Consider the following 25,398-nt stretch of genomic DNA (forward strand, 5'->3'; position numbering starts at 1 on the left):
CGTACCGGAACCTCACCCCCTAGCCCCCTCTCCACAAGAGAGGGAAGACTAGCTCTAGAGAACTAGCAACTAGTTCCCCCTCTCTTGTGGAGAGGGGGCTAGGGGGTGAGGTCCACAGCCACAACCAACCCCTATGTCCTTTTCTTTCACCCCCATGCCGCAGCCGGAACCTCCCCCGCAATCTGGCAGTAACCGGCTGTTCCCGGTGTTTCTGAAGCTGGAGCAGCTGCACGTGCTCCTGGTGGGCGGGGGTGCCGTGGGGCACGAGAAGCTGGCGGCCATGCTGGGCAACAGCCCCGAGGCCCGCGTAACGGTGGTGGCTACCTGGTTTTCGCCCGAGCTACGCCTGCTGGCCCAGCACCACCCCCTGGTGCAGCTGCGCGAGCAGGCCTACCACCCCACCGACCTGGTGGGACACGATTTGGTTATCGTGGCCACCAACGATAAGGAGCTGAACCTACGCGTGAAGGCCGATGCCACCCGCCAGCGCCTGCTCTGCAACGTGGCCGACACCCCCGACGCCTGCGACTTTTACCTGGGCTCCATTGTGCAGAAGGGCGACCTGAAAATTGCCATCAGCACCAACGGCAAGTCGCCGACCATTGCCAAGCGCCTGCGCGAGGTGCTCACCCACACCCTGCCCCACGAGTTGCACGACGTGCTCCAGCACATGACCGTGATTCGGGAGAAAGTGGGCGGCGACTTCGCCAACAAGGTAAAAGCCCTGAACGCCGTGACGGCCGAGCTGGCCGGGGGGCCGGCCTACGAGTCGCCGGCGGCGGCGCGGTGGCGGCGCCTGGCTACGGCCTCGCTGCTGGCGTTTGCGGCCCTGCTGGTGTTCAACATCCTGTCGTACTACGTGACGTGGTGGCAGGTGTGGGACACGGCCACCCACGCCGATACCTTCTGGATTTTCGTGGCTATCGGCTTCGGGGCCCAGCTGATTGATGGGCTGCTGGGCATGGGCTACGGCGTGGTGACGGCCATCAGCCTGATGAGCCTGAACATCTCGCCGGCCGCCGTCAGCGCCAGCATCCACACCGCCGAAATGTTTGCCAGCGGGGCCTCAGGCTACCACCACTACCGCTTCGGCAACGTCAACCGCAAGCTGTTCAAGGTACTGCTCATTCCGGGCGTGCTGGGTGCCATTACGGGCGCCTATCTGCTTTCCCACTTCGGCGAGAAGTACAGCAGCTACGTGAAGCCCCTGCTGGCCGTGTACCTGCTGCTGCTGGGGGTGCGCATCATCTACAAGGCCTTTGCCCAGCTGGGCCCGCGCAAAAAGCACCGCAAGCTGGGGCTGCTGGCCGCCGCCGGGGGCTTCCTCGACTCGTTTGGCGGGGGTGGCTGGGGGCCGCTGGTTACCAGCACGCTCATTGCCGGGGGCCGCACCCCGCAGTACGTCATTGGCTCGGTGAGCGTCACCGAGTTTTTCGTCACGTTTGCCAGCGCCGTTACCTTCTTTGCCGCCATCGGCATTTCGCACTGGCAGATTATTCTGGGGCTCATTATTGGGGGCGTAGCCGCCGCGCCCCTGGCCGCCCGCCTGGCCGGCCGCCTGCCCGTGCGCTGGATGTTCGTGGGCGTGGGCCTGATGGTGATTGTCTGGAGCCTGTGGGCCCTGCGGAAGTTGTTTATGTAGCACACGCTTCAGCTTGTGCCGCAGACAAAACAGCCCTGCCGTGCAGCACGGCAGGGCTGTTTCGTTTATTGAAGCGGTTTAGATGTCAGAAGACCGTCATGCTGAGCTTGCCGAAGCATCTCTCCCGCTTCGTTGTGGAGCTATTGTCATGCTCAGCTTGTCGAAGCATCTCTACCTCTGGCTAACCTCAATTGTGCGGATAAAGCGGTAAAGATGCTTGCCTGCGGCGACCTTCGGTTCGACTCCGCTCCGCTCAGCATGACCGTTGTTTCGATATTTAAATCACCTCATCAATCCGTCCAGCGCACCCCTACCGCCTCGGGCCGGGAAAACATCTACTCAAACCTCTAGTTAGCTACAGCAACAGCCACTACAGAACCATACATGATTCAGCTCGGCATCGACAGTTTCGCGGCGGCCCCATCTACGGGCGACGCGGCGGCCAACAGTGCGGCCATCAACCAGCTGCTTGAACGCATCGAACGAGCCGACCAAGTGGGTCTCGACGTGTTCGGCATCGGGGAGCACCACCGGCGGGAGTTTCTGGACTCGGCGCCGGCCGTTATTCTGGCGGCGGCCGCGGCCCGCACCCAGCGTATTCGCCTTACCAGCGCCGTCACGGTACTTAGCGCCGCCGACCCGGTGCGCGTGTTCCAGCAGTTTGCCACCCTCGACCTGATTTCGGAGGGCCGTACGGAAATGGTGGTGGGCCGCGGCTCGTTTACGGAAGCATTTCCGCTGTTCGGCCTCAACCTGCGCGACTACGACGCCGTGTTCAACGAAAAGCTGGCCCTGCTGCTCCAGATTCGGGACCAGGAGCACGTGCACTGGACCGGCACGTTCCGGCCGGCGCTTACGGGGCAGGGCGTCTATCCCCGGCCCATGCAGCCGCGGCTGCCCATCTGGCTGGGTGTCGGCGGCACTCCCGAGTCATTCGCGCGGGCCGGGGCCCTGGGCCTGCCGCTGATGGTGGCCATCATCGGCGGCGAAACCCACCGCTTCCGCCCGCTGGTGGACCTGTACCGGGAGGCGGGCCGCCGCGCCGGGCACGCCCCGGAACGGCTGCAAGTGGGCCTGCACTCCCTGGGCTACGTGGCCGATACCACTTCGGAAGCCGTGGAAGATTACTACCCCGGCTACGCCCGCACCTTCACCCGCATCGGCCGGGAGCGGGGCTGGCCGCCCGTCACGCGCGAGCATTTCGACGCCGTGCGGGGCCCGCGTGGCGCCCTGCTGGTAGGCAGCCCCGACGAAGTGGCCGCTAAAATCCTGCGGCACAGCGAGGCGCTGGGCGGTATCTCCCGCGTCACATTTCAAATGGACCAGGCCGACTTACCCCCGGAAAAACTACTCCGCGCTATTGAGTTGCTGGGCCAGCAAGTGAAGCCGTTGCTGGGGTAGCTGCGCACCCCAAGCCTGACTACATATCGGGAGCCTGTGCGCTGTGCGGAAGCTGTGTATGTAGCACACGCTTCAGCTTGTGCCGTATTGAAACAGTCCCGCCGTGCTGCATGGCGGGGCTGTTTTTGTCGGCGGGCTACCTCAACTGGCCTATATCAGCGCGGACCCACGGGAGCTTCCGGCAGGGCTGGTTTGGTAGGAGCAGCCGGCGCCCGGCGTCGCCGGATGGGGGCTGGTGGCGCCGGCTGGGCGGCCAGCAGGGTGTGGCCCACCAGCTTGCGGCGGTTTACCTGCCAGGCATTGTCCAGCAGCTGCCAGATACTGACGCTGGCCCCAGAGTCAGCGGCAAACAGGAAGCGGCCGCGCAGCCGCCGGCCAAAATCAACGGCTTCATCGTCGCGGTCAAAGTGCCATCTGCTCTTGGTGACGTAGACGAACTCCACGAACAGCGTGTCCGGGTGCGGGCAGAGCAGCTCGGCCAGGTCGTAGCCCCGGCGCTTCATGGCCCACAGCGCCACGCGGCCCCGCTCCGACTCCTGTTCCAGGGCACGGGTGGTTTGGGGCCACTGCCCGGTGCGGCGCCGGTAGTCTTCCAGACTGGTGCGCAGCTCGGCCGGCAGTTCTATGCTGTTCAGGGTGCCAGCGCGCTCCGGCACGGGATAGGCTTCGCGGGTAGTCACGGGGCCCACGCCCGGCACTACATTGTGGGTGGTGCTGGTGCAGGCGGCCAGGGCCACGGCGGCTCCCAGCACAGCAGCAGGATAGAGGTAACGCATAACAAGCTGTTTCGGAGAAGAGGCTGAAGGCTCCATCCCCGTTGCACTATATTTTAGGCTTCTTCCGCTGCTACCGGCCCCGGCGGCGGCGCCGTAGCCCGCTGCACCTGCCACAGCAGCCCCGCCAGCACCAGGGCGCTTAGCGCCACAGCCCCGGCGTAGTGCCAGGGCGAGGCGAATAGATTGTGCGCACCATCCATGCGCTTGGTCACGGGATGCAGAATGACCCACAACGCCAGCAGATTGTTCAGTGCGTGCACCATAATGCAGAGCAGCAGCGAATGAGTGCGATAGTAGAGCCAGCCGAGTAAGAGTCCCATCAATCCAGCTGACACAATTTGCACCGGATTAAGGTGAAACAAGCCAAACAGCAGTGCCGACTGCGCTATGGCGACCCAGGGCCGATAGTTACGCAGCAGTCCCGTCAGCAATATTCCCCGAAATAACACCTCCTCTAGTATTGGGGCGCTTATTCCAACCATCAGAAAGGCCAGTACAGGCTGCGCTTCCAGATGCCGAAACGCTTCTTCCATCCAGTTTGGCAAGTGCAAGTACTGTATGGTAGAGCGCAGTAATACCTGAGCCAGTACAACCGCCGGCAAGGCCGCATACACGCTAGTGGGCACCGTGCCCAGTACCTGTAGCGGGGGTTGTCGTTGGCGGTAGCGCCAGAGCAAAAAACCAATGGTTGCCACCTGCCCTGCCACAGTCGCCACAGAACTGACTACCACTGACTTGCGGTGAATGACTTCATTGAAAATGATAAAAACCGGTAGGCTAACCACCAGCATGATAAGCAAGAACCACCCAAACGCGCCCCAGCTTTCCTTGATGGTTGGATATGCCGGCTCGGGGCGGGCAGCGGAGACAGGCATCTCCGAAGCAGTGATTTCCATGGATAAATCAGGTTACATACTGAGCCTGCAAGCTATTCGGTAGTGTGCACAAAACCCAATAGCCGGCACCTTACGGCTCCGGCTGTTGGGTTTTGCAGTTGCATGCATATGAAGAGGGTTGCAACAGCCCTTAGCCCTTCGGCGGCGCGGAGTTAGGCCGGCTGCCGAAGCTGCTCCTGCCGCAGCTTGCTATGCTTGCGGCCGTAGCCGTAGTAGATGGCCAGTCCCAGGGCCAGCCACACAGCCAGCCGAATCCACGTGTCCAGGGGCAGGGAGGCCATCATCAGCAGGCAGGTCAGGATGCCCAGAACGGGCACCACCGGCACCCAGGGCGTGCGGAATCCGCGCGGGGCGTCGGGCTCCTTTTTGCGCATGATGAGCACGCCCAGGCACACCATCACGAAAGCCAGCAGCGTGCCAATGCTGGTCATTTCGCCCACCACGGCAATGGGCACGAAGCCGGCAAACAGAGCAATGAACAAGCCTAGCAGCAGCCCCGATTGCAGGGGCGTGTGAAACCGCTCGTGCACCCGCGCAAACACCGGTGGCAGCAGGCCGTCCTTGGCCATGGCGAAAAACACCCGCGTCTGCCCCAGCAAATCCACCAGAATCACCGACGTGTACCCGATGATGATGGCCAGAATCACGGCCGAGGCCAGCCAGGCGTAGGGCGTCTTTTCGATGGCAATGGCTACGGGCGCGGCGCTGTCCTTGAACTCGGTGTAGTGGGCCAGGCCCGTAAGCACGTGCCCAAACAGCACGAATAGCACCGTGCAAATCAGCAGGGAGCCGATGATGCCGATGGGCATGTTGCGCTGCGGATTCTTGGTTTCCTGGGCCATCGTCGCCACAATGTCGAAGCCGATGAACACGAAAAACACCACCCCGGCCCCGCGCAAAATGCCGCTCCAGCCAAACTCCCCAAACACGCCCGTGTTCTGCGGGATGTAGGGCTGGTAGTTGGCGGGGTCGATGTACTGCCAGCCCAGGGCAATAAACACCAGCACCACCGACACCTTCAGGGTCACGACCAGGGCGTTGAACCAGGCCGAGCCCCGCGTGCCGCGCACTACAACCAAAGTAATGGCGGCCACGATGAGCATGGCCGGCACGTTCAGCAGTCCGCGCACCGTGCTGCCATCGGCCAGGGCGGCCGTTTCAAACGGCGACATCACCAGCTGCGGGGGCAGGTAGACGTCGTACTTGCTGAGAAACTTCACCAGGTACTGCGACCAGCTGATGGCCACCGCCGCCGCACCCACCGAGTACTCCAGAATCAGGTCCCAGCCGATAATCCAGGCGAACAGCTCGCCCATGGTGGCGTAGGCGTAGGTGTAGGCTGAGCCGGCCACCGGCACCATGGCGGCAAACTCGGCGTAGCACAAGGCCGAAAACGCGCACCCTACGGCCGCCACCATAAACGACAGCGTAACGGCCGGCCCGGCGTTGTTGGCGGCGGCCAGGCCCGTGAGGGAAAACAGCCCCGCCCCGATAATCACCCCAATGCCAATGGCAATCAGGTTAAAGCCGTTCAGGGTTCGTTGCAACGTGCCAGCGCCCGATTCGGCGGCTTCCTGCCGCAGCAGTTCCAATGATTTTTTCAGCATACATCAGTGTATAAGAGGGTGGCGCAAAGCGGACTTCGCGGATTGGTGGCGGCTGCCATGCTGCTGGTAAGCCGGTTGTTTCCTGGCACGTACCGCAGCCCATCTGCTTTCGGCAGCGGTGGCTGGCAGGATAAAAACTTACAAGGGAAAGAGGAGCGGCGTTCGTAGCACACCGCAGCGGGAGCTATCCGCCTGCATCAGCAACAACAGCCGGCGGGCCAACACCAGGTGCCGCTTACGCGCAGACGCAAGAAGGCAGTACACGGAACACTGGAGGCGAAAAAACGGGGCGGGATGTCCACGGCAACTTGTTTTTATATGATCAGCGAGTAGTTGCGCCGACCTTCGGTTGGGCACCGTTCCGCAGCTTGCGGAGGGTTGCCGGCGCTTCAGCGAGCCTGTCTCTCAGCGCCTCTGTATAAAAACAATCCTTCAATAAGGTAAAGAATTGGTGCGGCAAAGCTACGTCCGGCCGGCTCGACGTGCAACCTTCCGCCTCCCGCCCGGCCAGCCCCGACTATTTTTTGGAGGTAAGGTTTAATTCGGCAATTGAATTTTTTGATTTTATCTGCCGCGCCAGCACTAGAAGCGCTTGGCACTCAGACTACCTTTCGTGCCACTTAAAAGCCGTTTAGCTCGCTACGTAGGCAGTTCATTTCTTTTCTTATGAATTAAACCTTTCCCATATGCTGCCGTCTCAGAGCCATGAAAAAGATTGTTGTTTTGCTCGCCGCATTCTCGTTTGCCGCGACTGTCGCCTCGGCCCAAACGGCCCCGGCCCCCACCCAGCGCCCCGCCCAAGCTGCCCGCGCTCAGCAGGCCCCGAAAACCCCTGAACAGAAGGCCGACCGCGCTGCCCAGCACCTGACCAAAAAGCTCGGCCTCAGCGCCGCCCAAACCGAGCAGGTACGGCAGCTGCACCTGGCCCGTATTCAGCAGCAGCAAGCCCGCAAAGCCGCCAGGGCCCAGTACGACGCCCAGCTCAAGCAAATCCTGAGCGCCGAGCAGTATGCCAAGTACACCCAGCTGCAAGCCGAGCGCCTGCAGAAGCGCAAAGCCCGCCACCAAAGCCCACAGCAAGGCAAAAGCTAAGCTCCGGCTGCTTCCCTGAAAACGCCCCGACGTACGCCGTCGGGGCGTTTTTTATGGCTTTGTCATTCTGAGGTGGCAGCCGCTTGCGCACTGGCAAACCAGCGCATGCGGTAGCAGTTCATGGCGGTTTCGCCGAGTTGCTCCAGCAGCTTGTAGTTGGCTACGGCTCCCACGGCGGCCCCAATCACCGGCACGAGCTGGGCCAGCTTGGCCAGGTCGATGTAGTCGCGGTATTCCTGCTGAAACGTGCGCCAGTCGAACTCCTGCACGTCGGGGGGCAGGGTGTGGCGGTAGGCGTCCCAGTCGGCCAGGCGGCGGTAGGTGTCGTTGCGGGTGTGTTGCCCGCTGAAGGCCAATTGAAACACGTGCAGCAGGTAGACCCGCTCGGCGTAATCGTGCACGTCGTGCCCGTAAAGGGCGGCTATATCGAAGAGCAGCTTGAGCTTGAGGCCGAGCAGCAGCGGAAAGTCGGCCAGGCCCAGCAGCAGGCCCCCAGCTCCGGTTACGCCACCTTCCACGGCGGCCGTGTTGCGGTAATAGCGAATGCGGGTGCGCACGGCCGTTTCGCGCTCGGCCAGCGTGCCTTCGCGCAGCGGCTTAGCGGTAAGATGCTGCGAGCCAAACAGCACGCCCCGCACCATCTCCCGAATAGCTGTGGTAATGGCCTGATGCACCTTTTCCGGCAGCAAGGCATTCAGCCGGGCCTGTACCCGCCGCGTTAGGCGGTTCACCAGCGTCGGGGGCCGCTGCATCTGCCGCTGCCAGGCCGCCAGTTCAGCCCGGATGGTGTGGTCGTAGCTTTCGAAAGTTGATGGCATAAGCTATTCTGGTTCCTGCAACTGGCGCTGCACGTCAGCTTTCAGTACCGGCAAATGCCGTTTCAGGATGGCCCATACAATTACGTCGTCAATGTTGTCGTACGAATGGATCAGACGGTTGCGGAAGTCCACCATCTGTTGCTGCCAAGCGTGAGGCTCGACGCGGACTTGGTAGCTGTACGTGCTGGTCATCGTAGTAAAATCAATACAGCAACGTATACCTGAAATGACATCGTACCCGCGTAGAAAAGCCACTTCATATACCGTATGTCATCAACTGTAATATTGGTCGGTGAAATTGTTCTGACAACTCCATATTTCGACATTGTGCTCGGTACGAATTCTCGCGAGTATTTTCGCCAGAACAAGGCCCGGATTATGTGATACAGTCCGAAAGCTAATAGCGGTAAAATGGCAGCTGTAGGATTAAGTAAACTCAGAACGCCCGTTATCAGAAGCCACAGTGCCGAAACTGTTACGTTGCGCAGTCGATCTACTAAAACGGAGGAAACTAATAGCTGCGCTATGATATAGCTCACCGCATAATAATAAGCAGCATGTACCTGTATAAAAGCACCCGAACTACTATTTAACACATAGTTGAAATAGTTTAGCACGTATCCACCAAATACGAAGAGTAGATAACCACCTAATAATACCCAATCGTGCCGGGACACTCTACTCAGAACAAGCCCTGCGCAAAGAATTTTCACAAGCAACTTTTGGCGGTGGTCTAAAGCGTGGTTTTGCTACCTTAGGCGATGCTTCAAACAACGCTCACCTGCGCCAAATGTGGCAGCACAGCCTTGCGTAAGAACGGCCATAGCCACGGCAAGGCCAAGTATCGGTGCCTGAACTGCCGCCACCAAGCGGCCTTGCACCCGGCCGCTCCGCGCAAAGCGGCGCAGTACGCCCACGTGGAAAAACTGCTAGTCGAGCGCGTCTCGCAGCGGGCCATCGTGCGCCTGACGGGCGTGGCGCGCATGACGGTGGCCAAACTGGCAAAAAAAAGCGCGGGCGCCAACGCGCCCACGGCCCAAGCCGCGCCGGCCACGGGTGCTGGAACTGGATGAAATGTGGACGTTTGTCGGCCACAAAAAGCGCAAAACATGGCTCTGGCTGGCCGTGGAGCGCTCCAGCCGCCGCATCGTGGCCTGGGTGTTGGGCGGCCGGGGCCGCGCGACGGCTCGGCGCCTGTGGCGCGCTTTGCCGGCCGAGTACCGTACGGGCACCTGGTACTTCACCGACGAGTGGGAAGCCTACCAGGGCGTATTGCCAGCCGGCGCCCACCGGCCCAGTCCCAAAGGCAGCGGCCAGACCAGTATCGTGGAAGCTATCAATTGTTCACTACGCCAAAAGTGCGCCGTGCTCGTGCGTAAATCCTGTTCCTTTAGCCGCTGCCGGACCATGCACCGCATCCGTATTCAACTCGTCATTGACGAACACAACCGGCAATGCCACCTGAAGCAAACGACCAGCAAAACCACGCTTTAGACCACCGCCCAACTTTTTAATTCACCGCAACTTATACATCCGCTCAATTATCTCCACCACCTTCACTCCTTCCTCCACATTGGTGGCAGTGCCGCCCTGGCGCAGGGTTTCTATCACGTGGTCGATGACCTGCACGTGGTTGGCGGCGGAGCCTTGGTAGGGGCCGTACTGGTTGGCGGGGTTGGTGGGCGGCAGCGGAGGCAGCTCGTAGCCTCGCAGATGGCAGTAGTCTACCTTGTCCATGTATTGCCCGCCGAGGCGCAGGCTACCGTGCTCGGCCACCACGGTCAGGGAGCTTTCCAGGTTCTGGTCCCACACGGCGGTGCTGTACTGCAACGTGCCGCTGCCGCCCCGCACCAAGTCGAAGGTGACGAGGCCGCTGTCCTCGAACTCGGTTAGGTGCTGATGGGCAAAGTCGCGAAAGCGGGCCGTGAGGTTGGTAACGTCGCCGAACACCCAGTACAGCAGGTCGATGAAGTGGCTGAACTGGGTGAAGAGCGTGCCGCCATCCTGGGTCAGGGTACCGCGCCAGCCGCCGGGGCGGTAGTACCGCTCATCGCGGTTCCAGAAGCAGTTAATCTGCACCAGGTAGATGTCGCCGAGCCGGCCTTCTGCCACCACCTGCTTAAGCCAGGCCGCGGGCGGCGAGTAGCGGTTTTGCATCACCCCAAATACCAGGCGGCTTGCCTGCGTGGCCGTCGTCAGAATGGCTTCGGCATCCTGCGTGCGCAGGGCCAGCGGCTTTTCCACTACCACGTGCAACCCACGGCGCAGGCCAGCTATAGCTTGGGGCGCGTGCTGGTCATTTGGTGTAGCTATAGTCAGTACATCGGCCCCTAAACCAGCGGCAAAGTAATTCTCCAGCGACGAAAAGAAGGGCACAGCCGGAAACTCCAAAGCCAGTTCTTCTCGCAACTCCGGCCGGGTATCAATCAGGGCTACCAGCCGGGCGCCGGCGTGGCGGGCTATAAGCGCTGCGTGGCGCCGGCCAATGTGGCCCACTCCGCAAACAGCAAAACGAACAGCAGAAACAGATGCAGCCAAAGGAAGCAGGTAAGCAAAAGAAATAGTAAGGTGGCAAGCTGCGAAAAAACGCGGGTTTCTCCGCGCTTTGTCTTGTGTATCGAAGGGCACAATTGGCTCCGACCACCGTTCAGGGCTTCTCGTTATAACAGCTCAGCAAGAGCCCCCAGCCGTAAATACAAGAACCTGTGCAGGCTCGCCGCCAGATTACTGGTTCCAGCTTTCCAGCACTTTCCCCACGTAGGCGGCCTGTTCCAAGCTGAGGGTGGGGTGAATGGGCAAGGACAGCACGGTGCGGCACAGGCGCTCGGCCACCGGGAACTGGCCTGGCATGTAGCCCAGGTACTCGTAGGCGGGCTGCTGGTGCACGGGCAGCGGGTAGTACACGGCGCTGGGTACGCCGTGCGCGGCCAGGTGCCGTTGCAGGTCGTCGCGGCGGCCGGGCTCGTCGGCTACCTGCACCGTGTACTGGTGAAATACGTGGGTGCTGCGCGGGTCGCGGGCGGGCGGCAGCAAGCCCGGCCGGCCAGCCAAGGCGGCATCGTAGTGAGCCGCTGCGCGCTGGCGGGCGGCCGTCCAGTGGTCGAGGTAGCGCAGCTTCACGCGCAGCAAGGCGGCTTGCAGGGTGTCGAGGCGGGAGTTGAGGCCCACGTGCTCATGGTGGTACTTGCGGCGCTGGCCGTGGTTGGCCAGCTGGCGCAGCCGCTCGGCGCGGGTCGCGTCGCGGGTAAATAGGGCCCCGCCGTCGCCGAAGCCGCCGAGGTTTTTGCTGGGGAAGAAAGAAGTGGTGCCCACCTCCCCTACCGTACCGGCCGGCCAGGTGTGGCCCTGCGCCGTCGTAAACGTAGCCCCGATGGCCTGGGCGTTGTCTTCGATGAGGGCCACGCCGTGCTCGTCGGCTAGGCGGCGCAGGGCCTCTAGGTCGGCGCACTGCCCAAACAGGTGCACGGCCACGATGGCGCCAGTGCGGGGCGTAAGGGCGGCGGCCACGGCGGCGGGGTCGAGGCCGAAGGTATCCGGCAACACATCGGCGGGCACGGGCCGCAGCCCCAGCACGGCGGCGGCTTCCAGGGTAGCCACGTAGGTGAAGGCTGGCACAATGACCTCGGCGCCGGGCGGCAGGGCCAGGCTCATCAGGGCCAGTTGCAGGGCGTCGGTGCCGTTGGCGCACGTAATTACGTGCGGGCCGCCCAGGTACTCGCTCAACTCCTGGGCAAACAGCTGCACGGCCGGCCCCTGAATGAAGGCGGCCTCGTCGAGGACGTGGCGCAGGGCTGCCTCCAGCTCGGCCTGGATGGGGGCGTGCTGGGCGGGCAAATCGAGCAGGGAAATGGGCGCGGGAGAAGTAGGGCTGGCAGGCACGGCAGAAACGGTAAATACCCGTATCGGGTGGGCCAAAGATAGCCAGACCGTGCCGTGAGGCGCCTCTGGTGGGGCCCGCAGACTGCCCACTCGGGTGCAACCCCGGCCGCAACCCCGCCGTTAATCTGGCGAAGGGCCTGCCATTTTTGGCGCCACCGTTTCTTCTTTTCGTACCATCTTCTCTCCATACCATGTTCAAGAAAACCTTCACCGCCCAAGCTCTGGCAGTGGTGCTGCTGACGGGCAGCCTGGCGCTGGGCAGCAGCTGCTCCCGCTCTTCGGACAACACCACCGAAGTGTCGCAGGAAAGCGACCAGGCCTACAACGACTTCAAGACCTTTGTGTCGGATGCAGAAACGCGTGCCGACAACGCGGCCGCCACCGCTGAGGCCGATTATGAGCAGGAAACAGCCCAGCTGAAGTCGGATTTTGACGCCAAAGTAGCGGCCGTCGACAAGTACGCCGACCAGTATGACGATGCGCGCCGCCAGGAGATTGAGCAACTGCGCACGCGCTACACCACGGCCTACGACAAGCGCGAAATGGCCTGGAAAAACCGCCCGTCGGCGGCTGGGGCTACCGCCAGCAGCAGCAATGCTGGCGGCAGCGGGACAGGCACCCCAAAAACGGGCAAGTACTACAAGCCCACCAGTCCGGCCGCTCAGCTTACGGCCGCCAACGCCCGCCAGACCTACGAAGCCTTCGTTCGTAACATCAAGCAGAACGAAGACAAATACGACATCGACGACTGGCGCGCCATCAACGCCGAGTGGCGGGCTCTGGATGAGTCCTACGATAAGGTAAAGAAGGACATCAGCGCCGCTGACCTGGCTGAAATTCAGAAGGAAAAGCTGAAGTACGCAGCCTTCAAATCCTATGACAAAGCCGAGGCCCGCGTAGCTCAGGGCGCCGACGCCGTAGGCGAAGAGGCCCAGGAAGTGAAAGCCGAAACTGCTGACGAGCGCAGCAAAGTAGGGCGGGCGGTCAGCAACACGGCTTCGGACGTAAAAGAAGCCGACAAGGATGTAGGCCAGGGCGCGGCCAAGGTTGGTAAGAAAGTAGGCAGCGCCGTGAAAGGCGCCTACAAGGAAGTGAAGTCAGAAGTTAAAAACACCGACAACGACTAAATCACAGAGTAAACTGATTAGTCTGATTTCGCAGATTTAGATTGATCCATCTCCTTACACAAAAACGCCTGCTGATGAGCAGGCGTTTTTGTTGCTGTTTGTAGGTCAAACATAGCTGCAAATACCGAAGCCAAAGCGGCATTCGTGCAGTTCGGGCACTCAGCTCAGGCTATGATTCAGCTCGCTGAGCAGCCAGAACAATTTGAGGGCATCGAGTTGGCGCAGGCTGGGGCGCTCCGACAGCAGATTGCGCTGCACTTGGGCGTGCCGCAAGCCGAAGGCCGTGCGCACGGCCTCGCCTAGCCCCCAGCGCTGGAGTTGCAGGCCGGCTTTCAGCAGCTTGGTATCGGCGCCCAGCCCTTCGGCCCGGTACAGCTGCACGAGGTTGCGCACGGCATCGTGCGACTTTTGCAGAAACACGGCCGCCGGCTCCAGTCCGTCGTGCAACACGGGGTTGTCGAGGTGCAGCACGGGCACGCGGGACCGGCGCAACAGCCAGCCAAACTTGGTGTCCTCGTGTCCGTAGCGCGTCAGCGACTCATCCAGGCCCAACCGGCAAAACACGTCGGCGCGCACCAGCAGGTTGTTCAGGGTGAGTTGCCCGTAGGGGGCGCGCTGCCGCACGGCGGCTGGCCGGGCCTCGCGGCGGCGGCCGTAGAGCCAGCGCAGGCGCAGGTCGGTGGCAGGAGGCGGGGCCGGCTCGTAGGACGTGCCCCCTACCAGCACCGCCGCCCGGCCCTGCGCCACGGCGTAGCGAGCCAGAAAGTGGCCGTCGGGCAGTACGCTGTCGTTGTCGAGCAGCAGCAGCCACTCATGGCGGGCCTGCTGGGCCAGCTGGTTGCGGATGGCGGCCCGGCCCACATTGCACGCCAGCTCCTGGTACTGCACGCCGGGCAGGGCGGCCAGCTCCTGATTCAGAACGCGCACGGCCGGGGCCGAGCCATCATCGAGGCAGCAGATTTCGACGGGGCCGGGCCAGTGCGCCACCTGGGCCCGCAACGCGTGCACCAGCGGCCGTACGTCGCGGTTAAACACCGGAATCAGCACCGACAGGCCAGGCATGCGTTTTTTCAAGTAAAAATTGAGAATTAAAAAGTAAGAGCGACGGCTAGCTCAGCGGGGCAGACCTTGCAAATTTACAACCAGCAAACACTGACTGGCCCGCTTTGGCTTGAGCACTGCCAAAGCGTAACGGTTGCACACGGCCCCAAGCTATTGCTATTTTTTAACTCTCCAGCTTTAATTCAAACGGAGCCCGAGCGGAATCCAGCAGTTGCCCTTGCTCGCACTTCAGCACGCGCTTTGGATACTGTTTAATAATCTGGTAGTTGTGCGTAGCCATGAGCACGGCGGTACCGGCGTTATTAATCTCCACAAACAACCGCATAATGCTATCCGCCACGTCGGGGTCGAGGTTGCCGGTGGGCTCATCGGCCAGCAGCAGCAGGGGCTCGTTGAGCAGGGCCCGCGCAATAACCACGCGCTGCTGCTCGCCGCCCGAGAGCTGGTGGGGCATTTTGCCGGCGGCATTGGCGAGGCCCACGCGCATGAGCACTTCCGAAATGCGCTGCTGCTTACGGGCCTTGCCGCTCCAACCAGTGGCATTCAGTACAAACAGCAGGTTGTCGGCCACGCTCCGGTCGAAGAGCAGCTGGAAATCCTGAAAGATGATGCCCAGCTTGCGGCGCAGCTGGGGCACGTTGCCGCTGCTGGTAACGCCGGGCAGGCTGAAGCCCGCCACCGTACCCGAGCCCGCCGTCAGGGGCAGGTCGGCGTACAGGGTTTTCAGCAACGAGCTTTTGCCCGAGCCCGTGCGGCCCACCAGATACGCAAACTCGCCTTTTTCCAGCGTAAAAGACACCTTCTGCAGCACGGTGTTCACATCCTGCAGTATGTAGGCGTCGTGCAGCTCGATTACGGACATGCTATAAGGGTCTTAGGGGCTTGGATGACGGGCAGCTACACCGCTGCAATCCAGAGGGCAACGTGGTATATGAAGGAGCTTGTGAGGTTGAACGACTAGCGCAAGGCCCAGCTGTGCCGCCAGCAGCTTGCCGACGCGAGCCAGTTCTTGGTTTCGCCTTCCTGTGGTCCGTCTCTGCCTGATGCGCAGACGGCTCAGGATGCCAGCACAAAGCTAAGCTCCTAAGCCTCCAGGACCCTCAACACCTACTCCAACACCAACTGCTGCAGCTTCCCGAATTCCAGGCCTTCAATCAGAGCAGCCAGTTCTACCTCCTTGCCTTCCAGGCCGTAGCGGTGCAGGTCCTTCAGGGGCCGGTCGGCGCGGAAATAGGCAATTAGCACAAACTTTTCGTCGCGCAGCTGAATGTAGTCCGGAATCTTGGCCTTGCCTTTTACTTTGATGATATACATAGTAGGGACTTAGGGACTTAGGGGCTTGGTTGACGTTCTAGTGCAGAATATGTAAAAGACCAAGAACGTTAAAACAACTCTAAGTCCCTAAGCCCCCAAGACCCTGAGTCCCTAATCAGCCATTCACCCGCTTGTGGTCGGCGAGGAAGGCGGCGAGGCCTTTGTCGGTGAGGGGGTGGTTGAGCAGGCCGGTGATGACGTTGAGCGGGCAGGTCACCACGTCGGCGCCCAGCTCGGCGCACTGAATCAGGTGGGGCACGTGGCGCACCGAAGCGGCCAGCACTTGCGTGGGGTAGCCGTAATTGGAGAAGATATCGACAATCTGCTGAATCAGTTGCAAGCCGTCGTGCCCGATGTCGTCGAGGCGGCCCACGAAGGGCGACACGTAGGTGGCGCCGGCTTTGGCGGCCAGCAGAGCCTGCCCGGCCGAGAAAATCAGGGTGCAGTTGGTTTTGATGCCTTTGTCGGCGAAGTGGCGGATGGCTTTCACGCCCTCCCGAATCATGGGCACCTTCACCACAATGTTGGGGTGCAGCTCGGCCAGGGCCTCCCCTTCGCGGACGATTTCCTCGTAGCTGGTGCCAATCACCTCCGCCGACACGTCGCCGTCTACCAGCTCGCAAATCTGCTGGTAGTGGGCCATGATGTTGTCGAGGCCCCGAATGCCTTCTTTGGCCATCAGCGAAGGATTGGTCGTTACACCGTCGAGCACGCCCAGCTCCACGGCCTCCTGAATTTCCTTCAGGTTGGCGGTATCAAGGAAGAATTTCATCTGGAAAGGTTGAAAACAACAATGCCTGCAAAGCTAATCACGGATTTATGGGATTTGTCGGATTAACCGGATTTTGTAGGCCCTGGCTCACTGCGCGCGACGTTATACGAGGCGGTGAAAGCACGAAAAGCAGCCCGAGTGAGCTGCTTTTCGTGTTATATAGGCATCCACAAAATCCGACTAATCCGTCCAATCCGCAGAAATCCGTGGTCAAAAAAAAGCGAGCCAAAATCGCACCGCTACAACCGCCTACCCTTGCTACCTTCCGGTCCTGGGGGAGTTCAGCAGGAGCTGGTCGTTCTGACTCGCCGGGTCAAAGATACGGACGGATTTACCGAAAAGGTGCGCTACGCTCAACAAATTTTCTAGTCTGAGTGCTTGGCCGCAGAGAGTCAGCCGTTTTCACCAGCCGCGCCCGGTTGGTTTGGCACGGCCGGCCGGCTATTTGTCGCGCCGGCGGGCTTTGTCGGCGGGGAGCAGGGTGATGGTAATGGGCAGGAAGTTGCTGGCCTGCACCTGCTGCTCCGCGTAGCCGCCGTAGCCAAAGGCCAGGGTGTGCACGCCGGGCGGCACTTGCAGGGCGTAGGCGCCGCGGGCGTCGGTGCTGGCGGCCAGGCCCAGCTCTTTCACGTAAACGGTAGCTCCCACCAGCGGCTTGCCCTGGCTGTTCAGGACCTGCCCGGTAAGCTGCACGGGCACAGCGGCCGGCACTACCGGCTGGTTGCTGCTCGCGGCCGCAGCCGGGGCGGGCGGCGCCGGGGCAGTGGTAGTAGCCAGCATGAGTGGGGCCGTTTCGGCAACCGAGACAGTATCGGTAGATTCGGCCTGCTGGGCCAGCACCGACGCTGGCAGCAAAACGGCCATCAGGAAGGACAGTGAACTACGCATGGCGGAAGGAAGTAGAAATGAGCAACACTATCTGCTGCAAACTTCGCTACTGCTCAGCCAGTCGTAAAGGCAGTATCTCGCATGATTGTGACTATAATGGTTGATTCATGCTATAGAACATTTCCAATAAATTTGGCCGCTATTCTCTGCTTTTACTGTATAGACTGCCCTACTGCTGAGCAAAGCGGCGAGTTGCTGTGACGTGGGCTGGAGCCGGGCAGGCACGTGCTTCGGCGTTCGGATAACTGCCGCAAGTGTGCTTACCTTTGCCCATGCCTCAACAGATTCTGATTCTTGATTTTGGGTCGCAGTACACGCAGCTTATTGCCCGACGCATTCGGGAGCTGAATGTCTACTGCGAAATTCACCCGTTTACGCACGCCCCGGACCTCTCGGAGGACATCCGGGGCGTGGTGCTTTCCGGCTCCCCGTGCTCGGTGCGCGACGCGGCCTCGCCCAACCCCGACCTGAGCCAGTACCTGGGCCGCGTGCCGGTGCTGGGCGTGTGCTACGGGGCCCAGCTGCTGGCCCACCAGCAGGGCGGCGAGGTGCTGCCGGCCACCATCCGCGAGTACGGCCGCGCCCGCCTCAGCCACGTCCACCACGACTCGCCCCTGCTGCGCGGCATTCCTACTGGGTCGCAGGTGTGGATGTCGCACGGCGACACGATTAAGACGCTGCCGGAGGGCTTCGACAGTATTGCCAGCACGCCGGAGGTAGACGTAGCCGCCTTCCACATCGAGGGCCAGCCCACCTACGGCATTCAGTTTCACCCCGAAGTAACCCACTCCGCCGACGGCAAGCTGCTGCTGCACAACTTCGTGGTGGGCATTTGCGGGCTGGACCAGAGCTGGACCCCGGAGCACTTCGTGGACTCAATGGTGACGGCCTTGCAACGCACCATCGGCGAGCAGGACCAGGTGATTCTGGGCCTTTCGGGGGGCGTAGACTCCTCGGTGGCGGCGCTGCTGCTGCACCGCGCCATTGGGCCGCGCCTGCACGGCATCTTCGTGAACAACGGGCTGCTGCGCAAAGACGAGTACGAAGGCGTGCTCCACTCCTACCGCGACCTGGGTTTGAACGTGCGCGGCGTGGACGCCTCACAGGAATTTTACGCGGCCCTGGCCGGCCTCACCGACCCCGAGCAGAAGCGCAAAGCCATCGGGCGCACCTTTATCGAGGTGTTTGATAGGGAAGCGCAGCAGGTAGAAGGGGCGCGGTGGCTGGCCCAGGGCACGATTTACCCCGACGTAATTGAGTCGGTGTCGGTGAACGGGCCGGCCGTGACCATCAAGAGCCACCACAACGTGGGCGGCCTGCCCGACAAGATGAACCTGAAAGTGGTAGAGCCCCTGCGCAGCCTGTTCAAAGACGAGGTGCGCGAGGTGGGCCACACGCTGGGGCTACCGGTGGAAATCCTGCACCGCCACCCCTTTCCCGGCCCCGGCCTGGGCATCCGCATCCTCGGCGACATCACCCCCGAGAAAGTGGACCTCTTGCAACGCGCCGACGCCATCTTTATTAAGGGCCTGAAAGACTACGGCCTCTACGACCAAGTGTGGCAAGCCGGGGTGATGCTGCTGCCCATTCAGAGCGTGGGCGTGATGGGCGACGAGCGGACCTACGAGCGGGTAGTGGCTTTGCGCGCCGTGACCAGCGTGGACGGTATGACCGCCGACTGGGCCCACCTGCCCTACGACTTCCTGGCCGACGTCTCCAACCGCATCATCAACCAGGTGCGCGGCATCAACCGCGTCGTCTACGACATCAGCTCCAAGCCGCCCGCAACGATTGAGTGGGAGTGAGTTTTACGTGTGAAAGTTTAGGAGTTGAGAAGTTTGAAAGTTAAGGCCGCTGGCGGTGCGCTGGCGGCTTTTTTGCCTTTACGCAGTCCTTGAGTGGTCTTAGCTAGTATCTAACTCCTCACCTTGGCAAGGAGTGAATTAAGGATGGTTGGTAACCAGTAGAACGCCAATCAGCTTCCTTATTTCGCCGGTGGCTTCTGCGTGAGGTTTGACGGCGTGAACTCCAGCAGGGCGTTGCCCTCGAAGCCATAGCGCACCGTATCCTGATGTTGGCGGCGCGTCACGTCGCTCAGGAAGAGGTGCAACGTGAGGTCCTGGGCCGAAGCGCGCAGGGCGAAGCCACCGGCAGGCAGCACAACGCCCTGGCTGGGATTGGCGCCGTGGCGGCGGGCCAGGGAGTCGGCCAGGGAGCTGATGGAAGCCTGAAGGCGGAGCTGCCAGCCCGAACCGGCCCGCTGTTCCAGCCGCAGCAGGCCGCCGCGCCCCGCCGTATGCAGCCGAAACTGCCCTTGTGGCACCGTAAACGCCGCCAGCGTGTCACCGGGCCCAAAGCGGTAGGATTCCTGGCGCAGGTTGCCGAGCCAGTAGCGGCCCGGACCTACGGGCTGCGCTTGAGGTGGTTTGCTGTGAAACTCGGCCGTCAGCTCCTGCTTACCGTCGACTTCGGAGTAGCTGGTGCGGCTAATGCCGCTCACATCGAACAGCCGCTCCTGCGTCCACCGCCGCTGAGCCCATTCCAGCCTTGCTTCGCTGGGCCGGGACTTCTGGCGCCGGGCCGGGCGCCGTAGCGAATCGGGCAGGGCGAGCGAGGCGGCAAACAGGGGCTGGACGGCGGCCAGGTTGTCGCGGTCGGCAAAAAACTCGAAGCTGGAGGTAAGGCGCTGCCGCACTGGGGCGGGCAGGTTTGGCACCCGTTGGCTGGCGCCATCCAGCTTGCCAGCTTGGAGCAGCTTGTGCTGCGTAGCCAGCTCCCGTAACTGAGCCAGCTGGCTACGCTCGGCCACGGCGAAGGCGCCCCAGGGCCCTCCGGCCGCGAGAAACGCCACGGCCGCCAGCGAAGCCGGAATCCAGATGATGCCTCGCCCCTGCCGCACCAGGAAATACGTGGCTATAAGTGCCAGCCAAGCGGCCAACACCAGCACCAGGTACCGCTCCTCGGTGATGCCGTACTGATGGATGCGGGTGCCGATGGCCACGGCCAGCAAGCCCAGCAGCGGAAACAGGGCCCGGTAAAACCAGCGCGCAAACGTGCGAATCCAGGTGTTTTCGGCATTGTCGCGGATGGGATGGATGAGCAGCAGGGCGAAGATGCCGGCCACCGCCAGGGCTAATATCAATATCGACACCCAACCTTTGGGTAAGGTCCACTGCCCGATGATGCGGGCCAGGTAGGCGTAGAGAATAGCCAGGTAGAGCACCACCAGCGGCAGTAGCACAAACTGCGTGAACACCTTCAGCCCGCGCGGGTAAGGCGCCGCCGTTTCCAGAGCCGCAAAATCCTGGGGCACGCCGGCCAGGAAAAACCAGGTGTTGAACACCGTAGCCAGCACCGTGAACAGGTGCGGGTACCAACGCTCATCCAGGTGCACTTCAAACAGATTGTCGATGGCCAGCAGGGCCAGGGCGCACCCCACGAACAGCACGCCGGAGTAGAGGCCGCCCGTGAGAATGCGCAAAAACAAGGTTTCGTTGTAGCGCCAGAAGCCGGGGGTGTCGGCCTGGCGGCGCAGCTCGGGCAGGTAGGGTACCACGGCTACAAGCAAGTGCAGGCCCACCAGCAGCAAGAACAGGCGCAGGCCCCACACCAGGGTAGGTTCGGCGGGACACAGCCCGTACCAGAGCCCCAGCAGCCCCACGGCCCCAGCCTGTACCAGCACCCGCAGGCCCAGCGGCCAGCGGTACCGCTCGGCGGCCAGGTCCACGCTCAGCGTGAGCGTCAGCCCCAGCCCGGCAGCCGACAGCGCCGGAAACAGCCACTCCAGGTCTTGCTGCTGCCGGAAGTCGAGACGCTGGATGTAGATGCCGACCCCGCACAGCACCAGGGCGCACAGCAGCGTAAGCGGAAAGCGCCGCGCCACTCGGGCGGTTTCGGCGAGCAGGTGGTGAAGGGAAGGCAGTTTCATGAGCCTGAAAATAAGTGGCCCAAGAAACGGCTTTGCGCGCACACCGCCACGCCCTACCGCTGAGCTTTTCTCACGACGACGGGTGCAACAGCTCCTCCACCTCCAGCAGCAGGGCGGTATTTTCCAGAATGTCGCGTAGCTGAGCTAGCTCCACCAGCGAAAACACCAGGGCCAGGCGCGGGGCCGGCGTGCGCAGGGCAATGCAGCGGGCTTCGGGGTCGGCGGTGCGCAGGCAGTGGTGCTGCCAGGTTTCGGCCACCGTGCGGCGGAACTCGGCAAACTCGGCCGGCGTGGCGGCCAGGGCCACATTGCCGAAGCACACGTGCAGGTGGTAGGTGCGCGGGCAGCGGGCACAGTAGCCAAAATCGTTATGGTGGAGGAACGTAGCCATGACAGGAGCCTTTGGTAAAGCGAACAAGCAAGTATACTTATTTATACTAAATCTAAATAATTTTTTGAAGGGAATCTTCATGTCATTTTCACCAGCGGCTACTCACTATGGAGCTGCTCAGAGAGTTGAGAGGAAGGTCCTGCTGAGCGGCGTGCAACGCAGTCGAAGCAGCAGGCATCTGGCATGCTGATGATGCAACGCTAACTCAGACGTCAGCACACGAGAGGCTTGGCTCTGCCTTCCTTCAACTCGACAAGCAGATGCCAGATAGAGCCTAACGGGCCGGTAGGTATGGTTTGGGCGACTTTTCAACCAGCTTCTCTGGATGTTTTGCTGTCTACAGCTTTGCCACGGGCGCGTGCGACGCGCCCCTACAATTCTGCGTAGAAGCGGCTGAACTCAACTATTTGGCTTATCCTTCCGGCATGAAACTTCCGTCCTTCCGCCGCTTGCTGGGTATGGGTCTCCTGACCTTGCTGCTGGCCGGGCTGGGCGTGGGGGTGTTGCTGGGTTCCCGCTGGGGGCAGCGGCAGCTGATGCGCCAGGTGCAGGAGCAGCTGGCCCGCAACTCGGAACTGGTGCCGGGGCCGTTCCGGGTGCGCTTTTCGGTGCTGCGCGACTTTCCCCACCTTACCGCTTCCCTGCACCAGCTCACCCTTACCGACACCGCCTACCAGCGGGCCGTGCCGGTGCTGCGCGTGGGCCGCGCCGACCTGCGCCTCCACCTTGGCAGCCTGCTCCAAGGGCAAGTGCGCGTGAGCCGCCTGCGCCTGACCGACGTTGACTTGTACCAGTACACCGACGCGCAGGGCCGCAGCTGGGGCCTGCGGGGCAGGCGGCCAGCGCCGGGGCAGGCGGCCCAGCGGGCCAGCACCTTCGCCCTGGACTCGGTGCGGCTGCGCAACGTGCAGCTGCGCACGGTGAATGAGTTTAAACGCAGCTCCCTGGCTTTGCGCATTCGGCGGGCCAGCTTCACGGCCCAGGCCAGCCCACTGGAAGCCACCTTGCGCGGGACGCTAGTGGGGCAGCTGGACTACTTGCGCACCCGCCGGGGCTACCTGTTTCGGCAGGAGCAGGTGCGGGCCCAGGTGCAGTACCGCTACGACTTCCGGCACCGCCAGGGCCGTTTGCTCCGCACCTGGGCCACGCTCAACGCCGACACCGTGCGCATCAGCGGCACGCACACGGCCGCTCCCGACCAGCCCGCCGGCACCCGCCTGCACCTGCGGCTGGCGGGGCAGCAGCCCCTGCTGGAAGTGCTGCGCGCAACGCTGCCCGCGGCCCTGCTGCCCCACCTGGCCGGGGCCCGCAGCCCCAGCAAAGCCCACGTCGACTACACCATCCGGGGCCTGAGTAGCCCCACCGTGCGGCCGCGGGCGGTGCTGCGCTTCCGCTTGCGCGGGGCCCAAATGGCCTGGCCCGACTCGGGCCGCACCATCCGACGCTGGGACCTGGCCGCCACCTTCGACAACGGCCCAGCCCGCACGCCAGCCACCACCACGCTGCGCCTGCACCAGTGCCGGCTATACTCGGCCGTGGGGGAGCTAGACCTGGCCGTGCAGGTAGCGGACTTTGCCCGGCCCCGGCTGCACGGGCGGCTGCGCGGCCGCACCGAGCTGCGCCAGCTGGCGGCCCTGGTGGCGCCGGGCCGGTGGCAGGCCCAGCGCGGCACGGCCACTCTCAACCTGACCTTGCGGGGCCGGCTGCCCGAACGAAGTGCTTCGGCGGTGCCGAGCCCCGGCGCCGGGCGCTTATCGGGGCGGGGCACGGTGGTGCTGCACGATGCGGCCTTCCGGCTGCCGGGCCGCGCGGCCGAGGTGCGCCAGCTCAGCGTGACCCTGGGCTTGCGCGACAGTCTCTGGACCCTGACCAACCTCACCGGGCAAGTAGCTGGTATGCGGGTGCAGGCCAACGCTACCACCCTGCACCTGCTGGATTACCTCACCGACCAGCACCCGTCCACCACCATCCGGGGCAGCTTGGCCGTTGACGAGCTACGAGTGGCCGAACTGCGCCAGCTGCTGGCTTCGCGCAGCGGCCCCAGCCGCCCCAACCGGGCCGGCAAGAAGCCGAGAACCCGGCCGGCGAGCTTGTTTGCGCCGGGGCTGCGGCTGGATGTGCGCTTGCGCTGCAGGCAGCTGGTGCTGGCCACTGACACCTTGCAGCAGCTGGCCGCCCACCTCCGCCACGACGGCCGCCAGGTAGAGCTGCGCGCCTTTCGCACCCGGCTTTGGGGTGGGCAGGTGAGCGGCGAAGCCCGCTGGGCCACGGCGGGGCGCCTCACCAACAGCCCGTTGCGCCTGCACGTGGCCGGGCGCTGGGGCACGGTAGCCTACCGCCGCCTGCTGGCCGTGCTGGAGCGGCCGCCCCGGCCCGGCCCGGCCGCCCCTACCCTGCCCCTGCGCGACATGCTGCTAACGGCCACCGGCCAGGCCACCGTAGACGTGCAGGACCTGCGCACCGGCTCCCAGGAAGACATTCGCAACCTGCACCTGCGGGTACTGAAGTCGAACGGGCGGGTGCAGCTACCGGCGCTGCGGTTCACGACCAGCGCCGGCGGCCGGGGGCAGGCCAACGCCGCCGCCCACCTGAGCGGGGCGCGGCTCACCCGCCTTTCGGCCCAGGCTACACTGCACTACCCGCTGCTGGACGTGCAGCGCCTGCTCCTGCTGATGGCGGCCCTGGCTCCCACCGGCCGCCCCGCGGGCGAGCGGCGCACTGCCAAGCCCGACGGCCCCCGCATCACGGAGCTGCTCACGGCCCGGCTGCGCATCACCGCCGACCAGGCGCGCTACGGGGTGCTGCGCGGCACGGAGCTGCGGGTGGTGTCGAGTGTGCGGCCGGGCCGTGCCGTGCTGGAAGACTGCCACCTTCAGGCGTTGGGCGGCCACGTGGGCGTGCGGGGGCAGCTCCTGAACACCGCTGAGCCGGGCCGCTACCCGGTGCGGGCCCAGGTGGAGCTACGGCAGGTGCAGCTGCCCGCCGCGTTTGGGCTGGCCCACAGCTTGCAGCTGGCCGTACCCGGCCCGGCCAACGTGCGCGGCACCGTGCACGGCACCGCCGACCTGCGTACGGTGCTGGGCGCCGATTTTCTACCCCGCCTGCCGCAGAGCTACGCCCACTTGCAGGCGCGGGTGCAGGGCCTGGAGCTGCTGGAAGTGGAGGCCCTGATGCAGGCCCTGCGGTTTCTGCGCGAAAAGCGCACCCGCCACCTCGTGTTTGAACCCCTGCAAGCCCAGCTGCTCCTCGACCGGGACCGGGTGCTGATTCCGGACCTGCGCCTGCCCAGCAACCTCACCGACCTGGCCATCAGTGGGGAGTACGCCCTGGCCGGACCGGGCACCAACCTGTACGTGGGTTTACGGCCAACGCAGGCGCTATTCGGCAACAACAACCAGCGGGTGGCCCGCATTCAGCAGGGCGAAGCTGCCGGCCGCCAGCCGCGCCCCCTCACCTACGTGCATCTGCACCGCGGGGCTGCCCCCGGCTACCAGGTACGCCTGTTCAAAGGCCGCGAGCAGCGCCTGCAACAGCAGCAGTTGCTGCGCCGCACCCAGCACCTACTGCGCACCCAGCAGCTCGATACCACCTTGCAACTGCTGCCGGGGGAGTGATGGGGTTAATGGTGACAAGTGACAAGTGACAAGTGACAAGTAGACCGTCCTGCTGAGCGAAGGCGCAGCCGCAGTCGAAGCATCTCTACCTCTAGCTAACCTCTAACGGCCGCAACGAAGCGGGAGAGATGCTTCGCCTGCGCTCAGCATGACCGTTCTTCCTGTCACCTGTCACCTGTCACCTTCTCACT

22 protein-coding genes, 1 other RNA gene and 1 riboswitch are annotated in these 25,398 nt (G+C 63.1%); of the genes, 8 read left to right on the top strand and 15 right to left on the bottom strand.

Translation table 11 applies throughout. The features are described 5' to 3' along the window. Positions 1 to 133 precede the first annotated feature (133 nt). Positions 134 to 1,642, top strand: a complete 1,509-nt coding sequence (locus OIS53_RS20375; RefSeq protein ID WP_319805481.1) for a TSUP family transporter — start codon at positions 134 to 136, stop codon at positions 1,640 to 1,642. Between the two features lie 387 nt (positions 1,643 to 2,029). After that, the gene (locus tag OIS53_RS06705; RefSeq protein ID WP_264682312.1) at positions 2,030 to 3,043 is read left to right on the top strand and encodes an LLM class flavin-dependent oxidoreductase; all 1,014 of its coding nucleotides are present in this window, start codon (positions 2,030 to 2,032) and stop codon (positions 3,041 to 3,043) included. A gap of 155 nt (positions 3,044 to 3,198) precedes the next feature. On the opposite strand, the gene OIS53_RS06710 is transcribed toward OIS53_RS06705, so the two are convergent. The 3 genes from OIS53_RS06710 to OIS53_RS06720 all read right to left on the bottom strand — a co-directional run bounded on the left by OIS53_RS06710 (position 3,199) and on the right by OIS53_RS06720 (position 6,322). Further along, positions 3,199 to 3,819, bottom strand: a complete 621-nt coding sequence (locus OIS53_RS06710) for a hypothetical protein (protein ID WP_264681629.1) — start codon at positions 3,817 to 3,819, stop codon at positions 3,199 to 3,201. A gap of 53 nt (positions 3,820 to 3,872) precedes the next feature. Then, a complete protein-coding gene (locus OIS53_RS06715) occupies positions 3,873 to 4,715 on the bottom strand; it encodes a CPBP family intramembrane glutamic endopeptidase (protein ID WP_264681630.1) in 843 nt (280 codons plus the stop codon). 152 nt (positions 4,716 to 4,867) lie between these two features. Next, positions 4,868 to 6,322 (bottom strand): amino acid permease, encoded by a 1,455-nt coding sequence (locus OIS53_RS06720; RefSeq protein ID WP_264681631.1) that lies wholly within the window; start codon positions 6,320 to 6,322, stop codon positions 4,868 to 4,870. A 311-nt stretch (positions 6,323 to 6,633) separates the two neighbouring features. Next, a riboswitch (SAM riboswitch) is annotated at positions 6,634 to 6,747 on the bottom strand. A gap of 280 nt (positions 6,748 to 7,027) precedes the next feature. Here OIS53_RS06720 and OIS53_RS06725 point away from each other — a divergent pair. Continuing rightward, on the top strand, positions 7,028 to 7,414 hold the full coding sequence (locus tag OIS53_RS06725; RefSeq protein ID WP_264681632.1) for a hypothetical protein: 387 nt from the start codon (positions 7,028 to 7,030) through the stop codon (positions 7,412 to 7,414). 62 nt (positions 7,415 to 7,476) lie between these two features. Here the strand turns inward: OIS53_RS06725 and OIS53_RS06730 are convergent, their stop codons facing one another. Beyond that, the gene (locus OIS53_RS06730; RefSeq protein WP_264681633.1) at positions 7,477 to 8,232 is read right to left on the bottom strand and encodes an EcsC family protein; all 756 of its coding nucleotides are present in this window, start codon (positions 8,230 to 8,232) and stop codon (positions 7,477 to 7,479) included. A 3-nt stretch (positions 8,233 to 8,235) separates the two neighbouring features. Continuing rightward, positions 8,236 to 8,424, bottom strand: a complete 189-nt coding sequence (locus OIS53_RS06735; RefSeq protein ID WP_264681634.1) for a HepT-like ribonuclease domain-containing protein — start codon at positions 8,422 to 8,424, stop codon at positions 8,236 to 8,238. Between the two features lie 569 nt (positions 8,425 to 8,993). On the opposite strand from OIS53_RS06735, the gene OIS53_RS06740 reads away from it, so the two are divergent. Beyond that, positions 8,994 to 9,305 (top strand): IS1/IS1595 family N-terminal zinc-binding domain-containing protein, encoded by a 312-nt coding sequence (locus OIS53_RS06740; protein WP_264678688.1) that lies wholly within the window; start codon positions 8,994 to 8,996, stop codon positions 9,303 to 9,305. Further along, positions 9,289 to 9,726 (top strand): IS1 family transposase, encoded by a 438-nt coding sequence (locus tag OIS53_RS06745; protein ID WP_264678687.1) that lies wholly within the window; start codon positions 9,289 to 9,291, stop codon positions 9,724 to 9,726. The genes OIS53_RS06740 and OIS53_RS06745 overlap by 17 nt, the downstream gene beginning before the upstream one ends. Positions 9,727 to 9,747: 21 nt before the next feature. Here OIS53_RS06745 and OIS53_RS06750 read toward each other — a convergent pair whose 3' ends face one another. After that, a complete protein-coding gene (locus OIS53_RS06750; RefSeq protein ID WP_264681635.1) occupies positions 9,748 to 10,770 on the bottom strand; it encodes a Gfo/Idh/MocA family protein in 1,023 nt (340 codons plus the stop codon). A gap of 186 nt (positions 10,771 to 10,956) precedes the next feature. Further along, complete coding sequence (locus OIS53_RS06755) at positions 10,957 to 12,111, bottom strand: DegT/DnrJ/EryC1/StrS family aminotransferase (protein ID WP_264681636.1); 1,155 nt, start codon at positions 12,109 to 12,111, stop codon at positions 10,957 to 10,959. Between the two features lie 191 nt (positions 12,112 to 12,302). On the opposite strand from OIS53_RS06755, the gene OIS53_RS06760 reads away from it, so the two are divergent. Next, positions 12,303 to 13,238: a hypothetical protein gene (locus tag OIS53_RS06760; protein ID WP_264681637.1), complete on the top strand. Its 936-nt coding sequence runs from the start codon at positions 12,303 to 12,305 to the stop codon at positions 13,236 to 13,238. Between the two features lie 159 nt (positions 13,239 to 13,397). Here OIS53_RS06760 and OIS53_RS06765 read toward each other — a convergent pair whose 3' ends face one another. From OIS53_RS06765 to OIS53_RS06790, 6 genes are all read right to left on the bottom strand, one after another. Then, positions 13,398 to 14,300: a glycosyltransferase family 2 protein gene (locus OIS53_RS06765; RefSeq protein WP_264681638.1), complete on the bottom strand. Its 903-nt coding sequence runs from the start codon at positions 14,298 to 14,300 to the stop codon at positions 13,398 to 13,400. 163 nt (positions 14,301 to 14,463) lie between these two features. Further along, positions 14,464 to 15,162, bottom strand: coding sequence for a cell division ATP-binding protein FtsE (locus OIS53_RS06770; protein WP_264681639.1), 699 nt, complete (start codon positions 15,160 to 15,162; stop codon positions 14,464 to 14,466). Between the two features lie 245 nt (positions 15,163 to 15,407). Next, entirely contained in the window at positions 15,408 to 15,614 is a 207-nt protein-coding gene (locus OIS53_RS06775) for a fructose-6-phosphate aldolase (RefSeq protein WP_264681640.1), read from the bottom strand. Positions 15,615 to 15,729: 115 nt separating this feature from the next. Further along, positions 15,730 to 16,386: a fructose-6-phosphate aldolase gene (gene fsa / locus OIS53_RS06780; protein WP_264681641.1), complete on the bottom strand. Its 657-nt coding sequence runs from the start codon at positions 16,384 to 16,386 to the stop codon at positions 15,730 to 15,732. A gap of 214 nt (positions 16,387 to 16,600) precedes the next feature. Continuing rightward, positions 16,601 to 16,698, bottom strand: an RNA gene (ffs, locus tag OIS53_RS06785) — signal recognition particle sRNA small type. 129 nt (positions 16,699 to 16,827) lie between these two features. After that, on the bottom strand, positions 16,828 to 17,274 hold the full coding sequence (locus tag OIS53_RS06790) for a carboxypeptidase-like regulatory domain-containing protein (RefSeq protein WP_264681642.1): 447 nt from the start codon (positions 17,272 to 17,274) through the stop codon (positions 16,828 to 16,830). 272 nt (positions 17,275 to 17,546) lie between these two features. On the opposite strand from OIS53_RS06790, the gene guaA reads away from it, so the two are divergent. Beyond that, a complete protein-coding gene (gene guaA, locus OIS53_RS06795; RefSeq protein WP_264681643.1) occupies positions 17,547 to 19,079 on the top strand; it encodes a glutamine-hydrolyzing GMP synthase in 1,533 nt (510 codons plus the stop codon). 179 nt (positions 19,080 to 19,258) lie between these two features. Here guaA and OIS53_RS06800 read toward each other — a convergent pair whose 3' ends face one another. Together OIS53_RS06800 and OIS53_RS06805 are read right to left on the bottom strand one after the other, a co-directional pair. After that, on the bottom strand, positions 19,259 to 21,202 hold the full coding sequence (locus OIS53_RS06800; RefSeq protein WP_264681644.1) for a DUF4153 domain-containing protein: 1,944 nt from the start codon (positions 21,200 to 21,202) through the stop codon (positions 19,259 to 19,261). A gap of 70 nt (positions 21,203 to 21,272) precedes the next feature. Continuing rightward, entirely contained in the window at positions 21,273 to 21,593 is a 321-nt protein-coding gene (locus OIS53_RS06805) for a DUF6686 family protein (RefSeq protein ID WP_264681645.1), read from the bottom strand. 425 nt (positions 21,594 to 22,018) lie between these two features. Here OIS53_RS06805 and OIS53_RS06810 point away from each other — a divergent pair, with 425 nt between their 5' ends. After that, entirely contained in the window at positions 22,019 to 25,207 is a 3,189-nt protein-coding gene (locus OIS53_RS06810; RefSeq protein WP_264681646.1) for an AsmA family protein, read from the top strand. The last annotated feature ends 191 nt before the right edge of the window (positions 25,208 to 25,398 follow it).

The sequence above is a fragment of the Hymenobacter sp. YIM 151500-1 genome, from assembly GCF_025979885.1.
In the GTDB taxonomy this organism is placed as follows: Bacteria; Bacteroidota; Bacteroidia; order Cytophagales; family Hymenobacteraceae; genus Hymenobacter.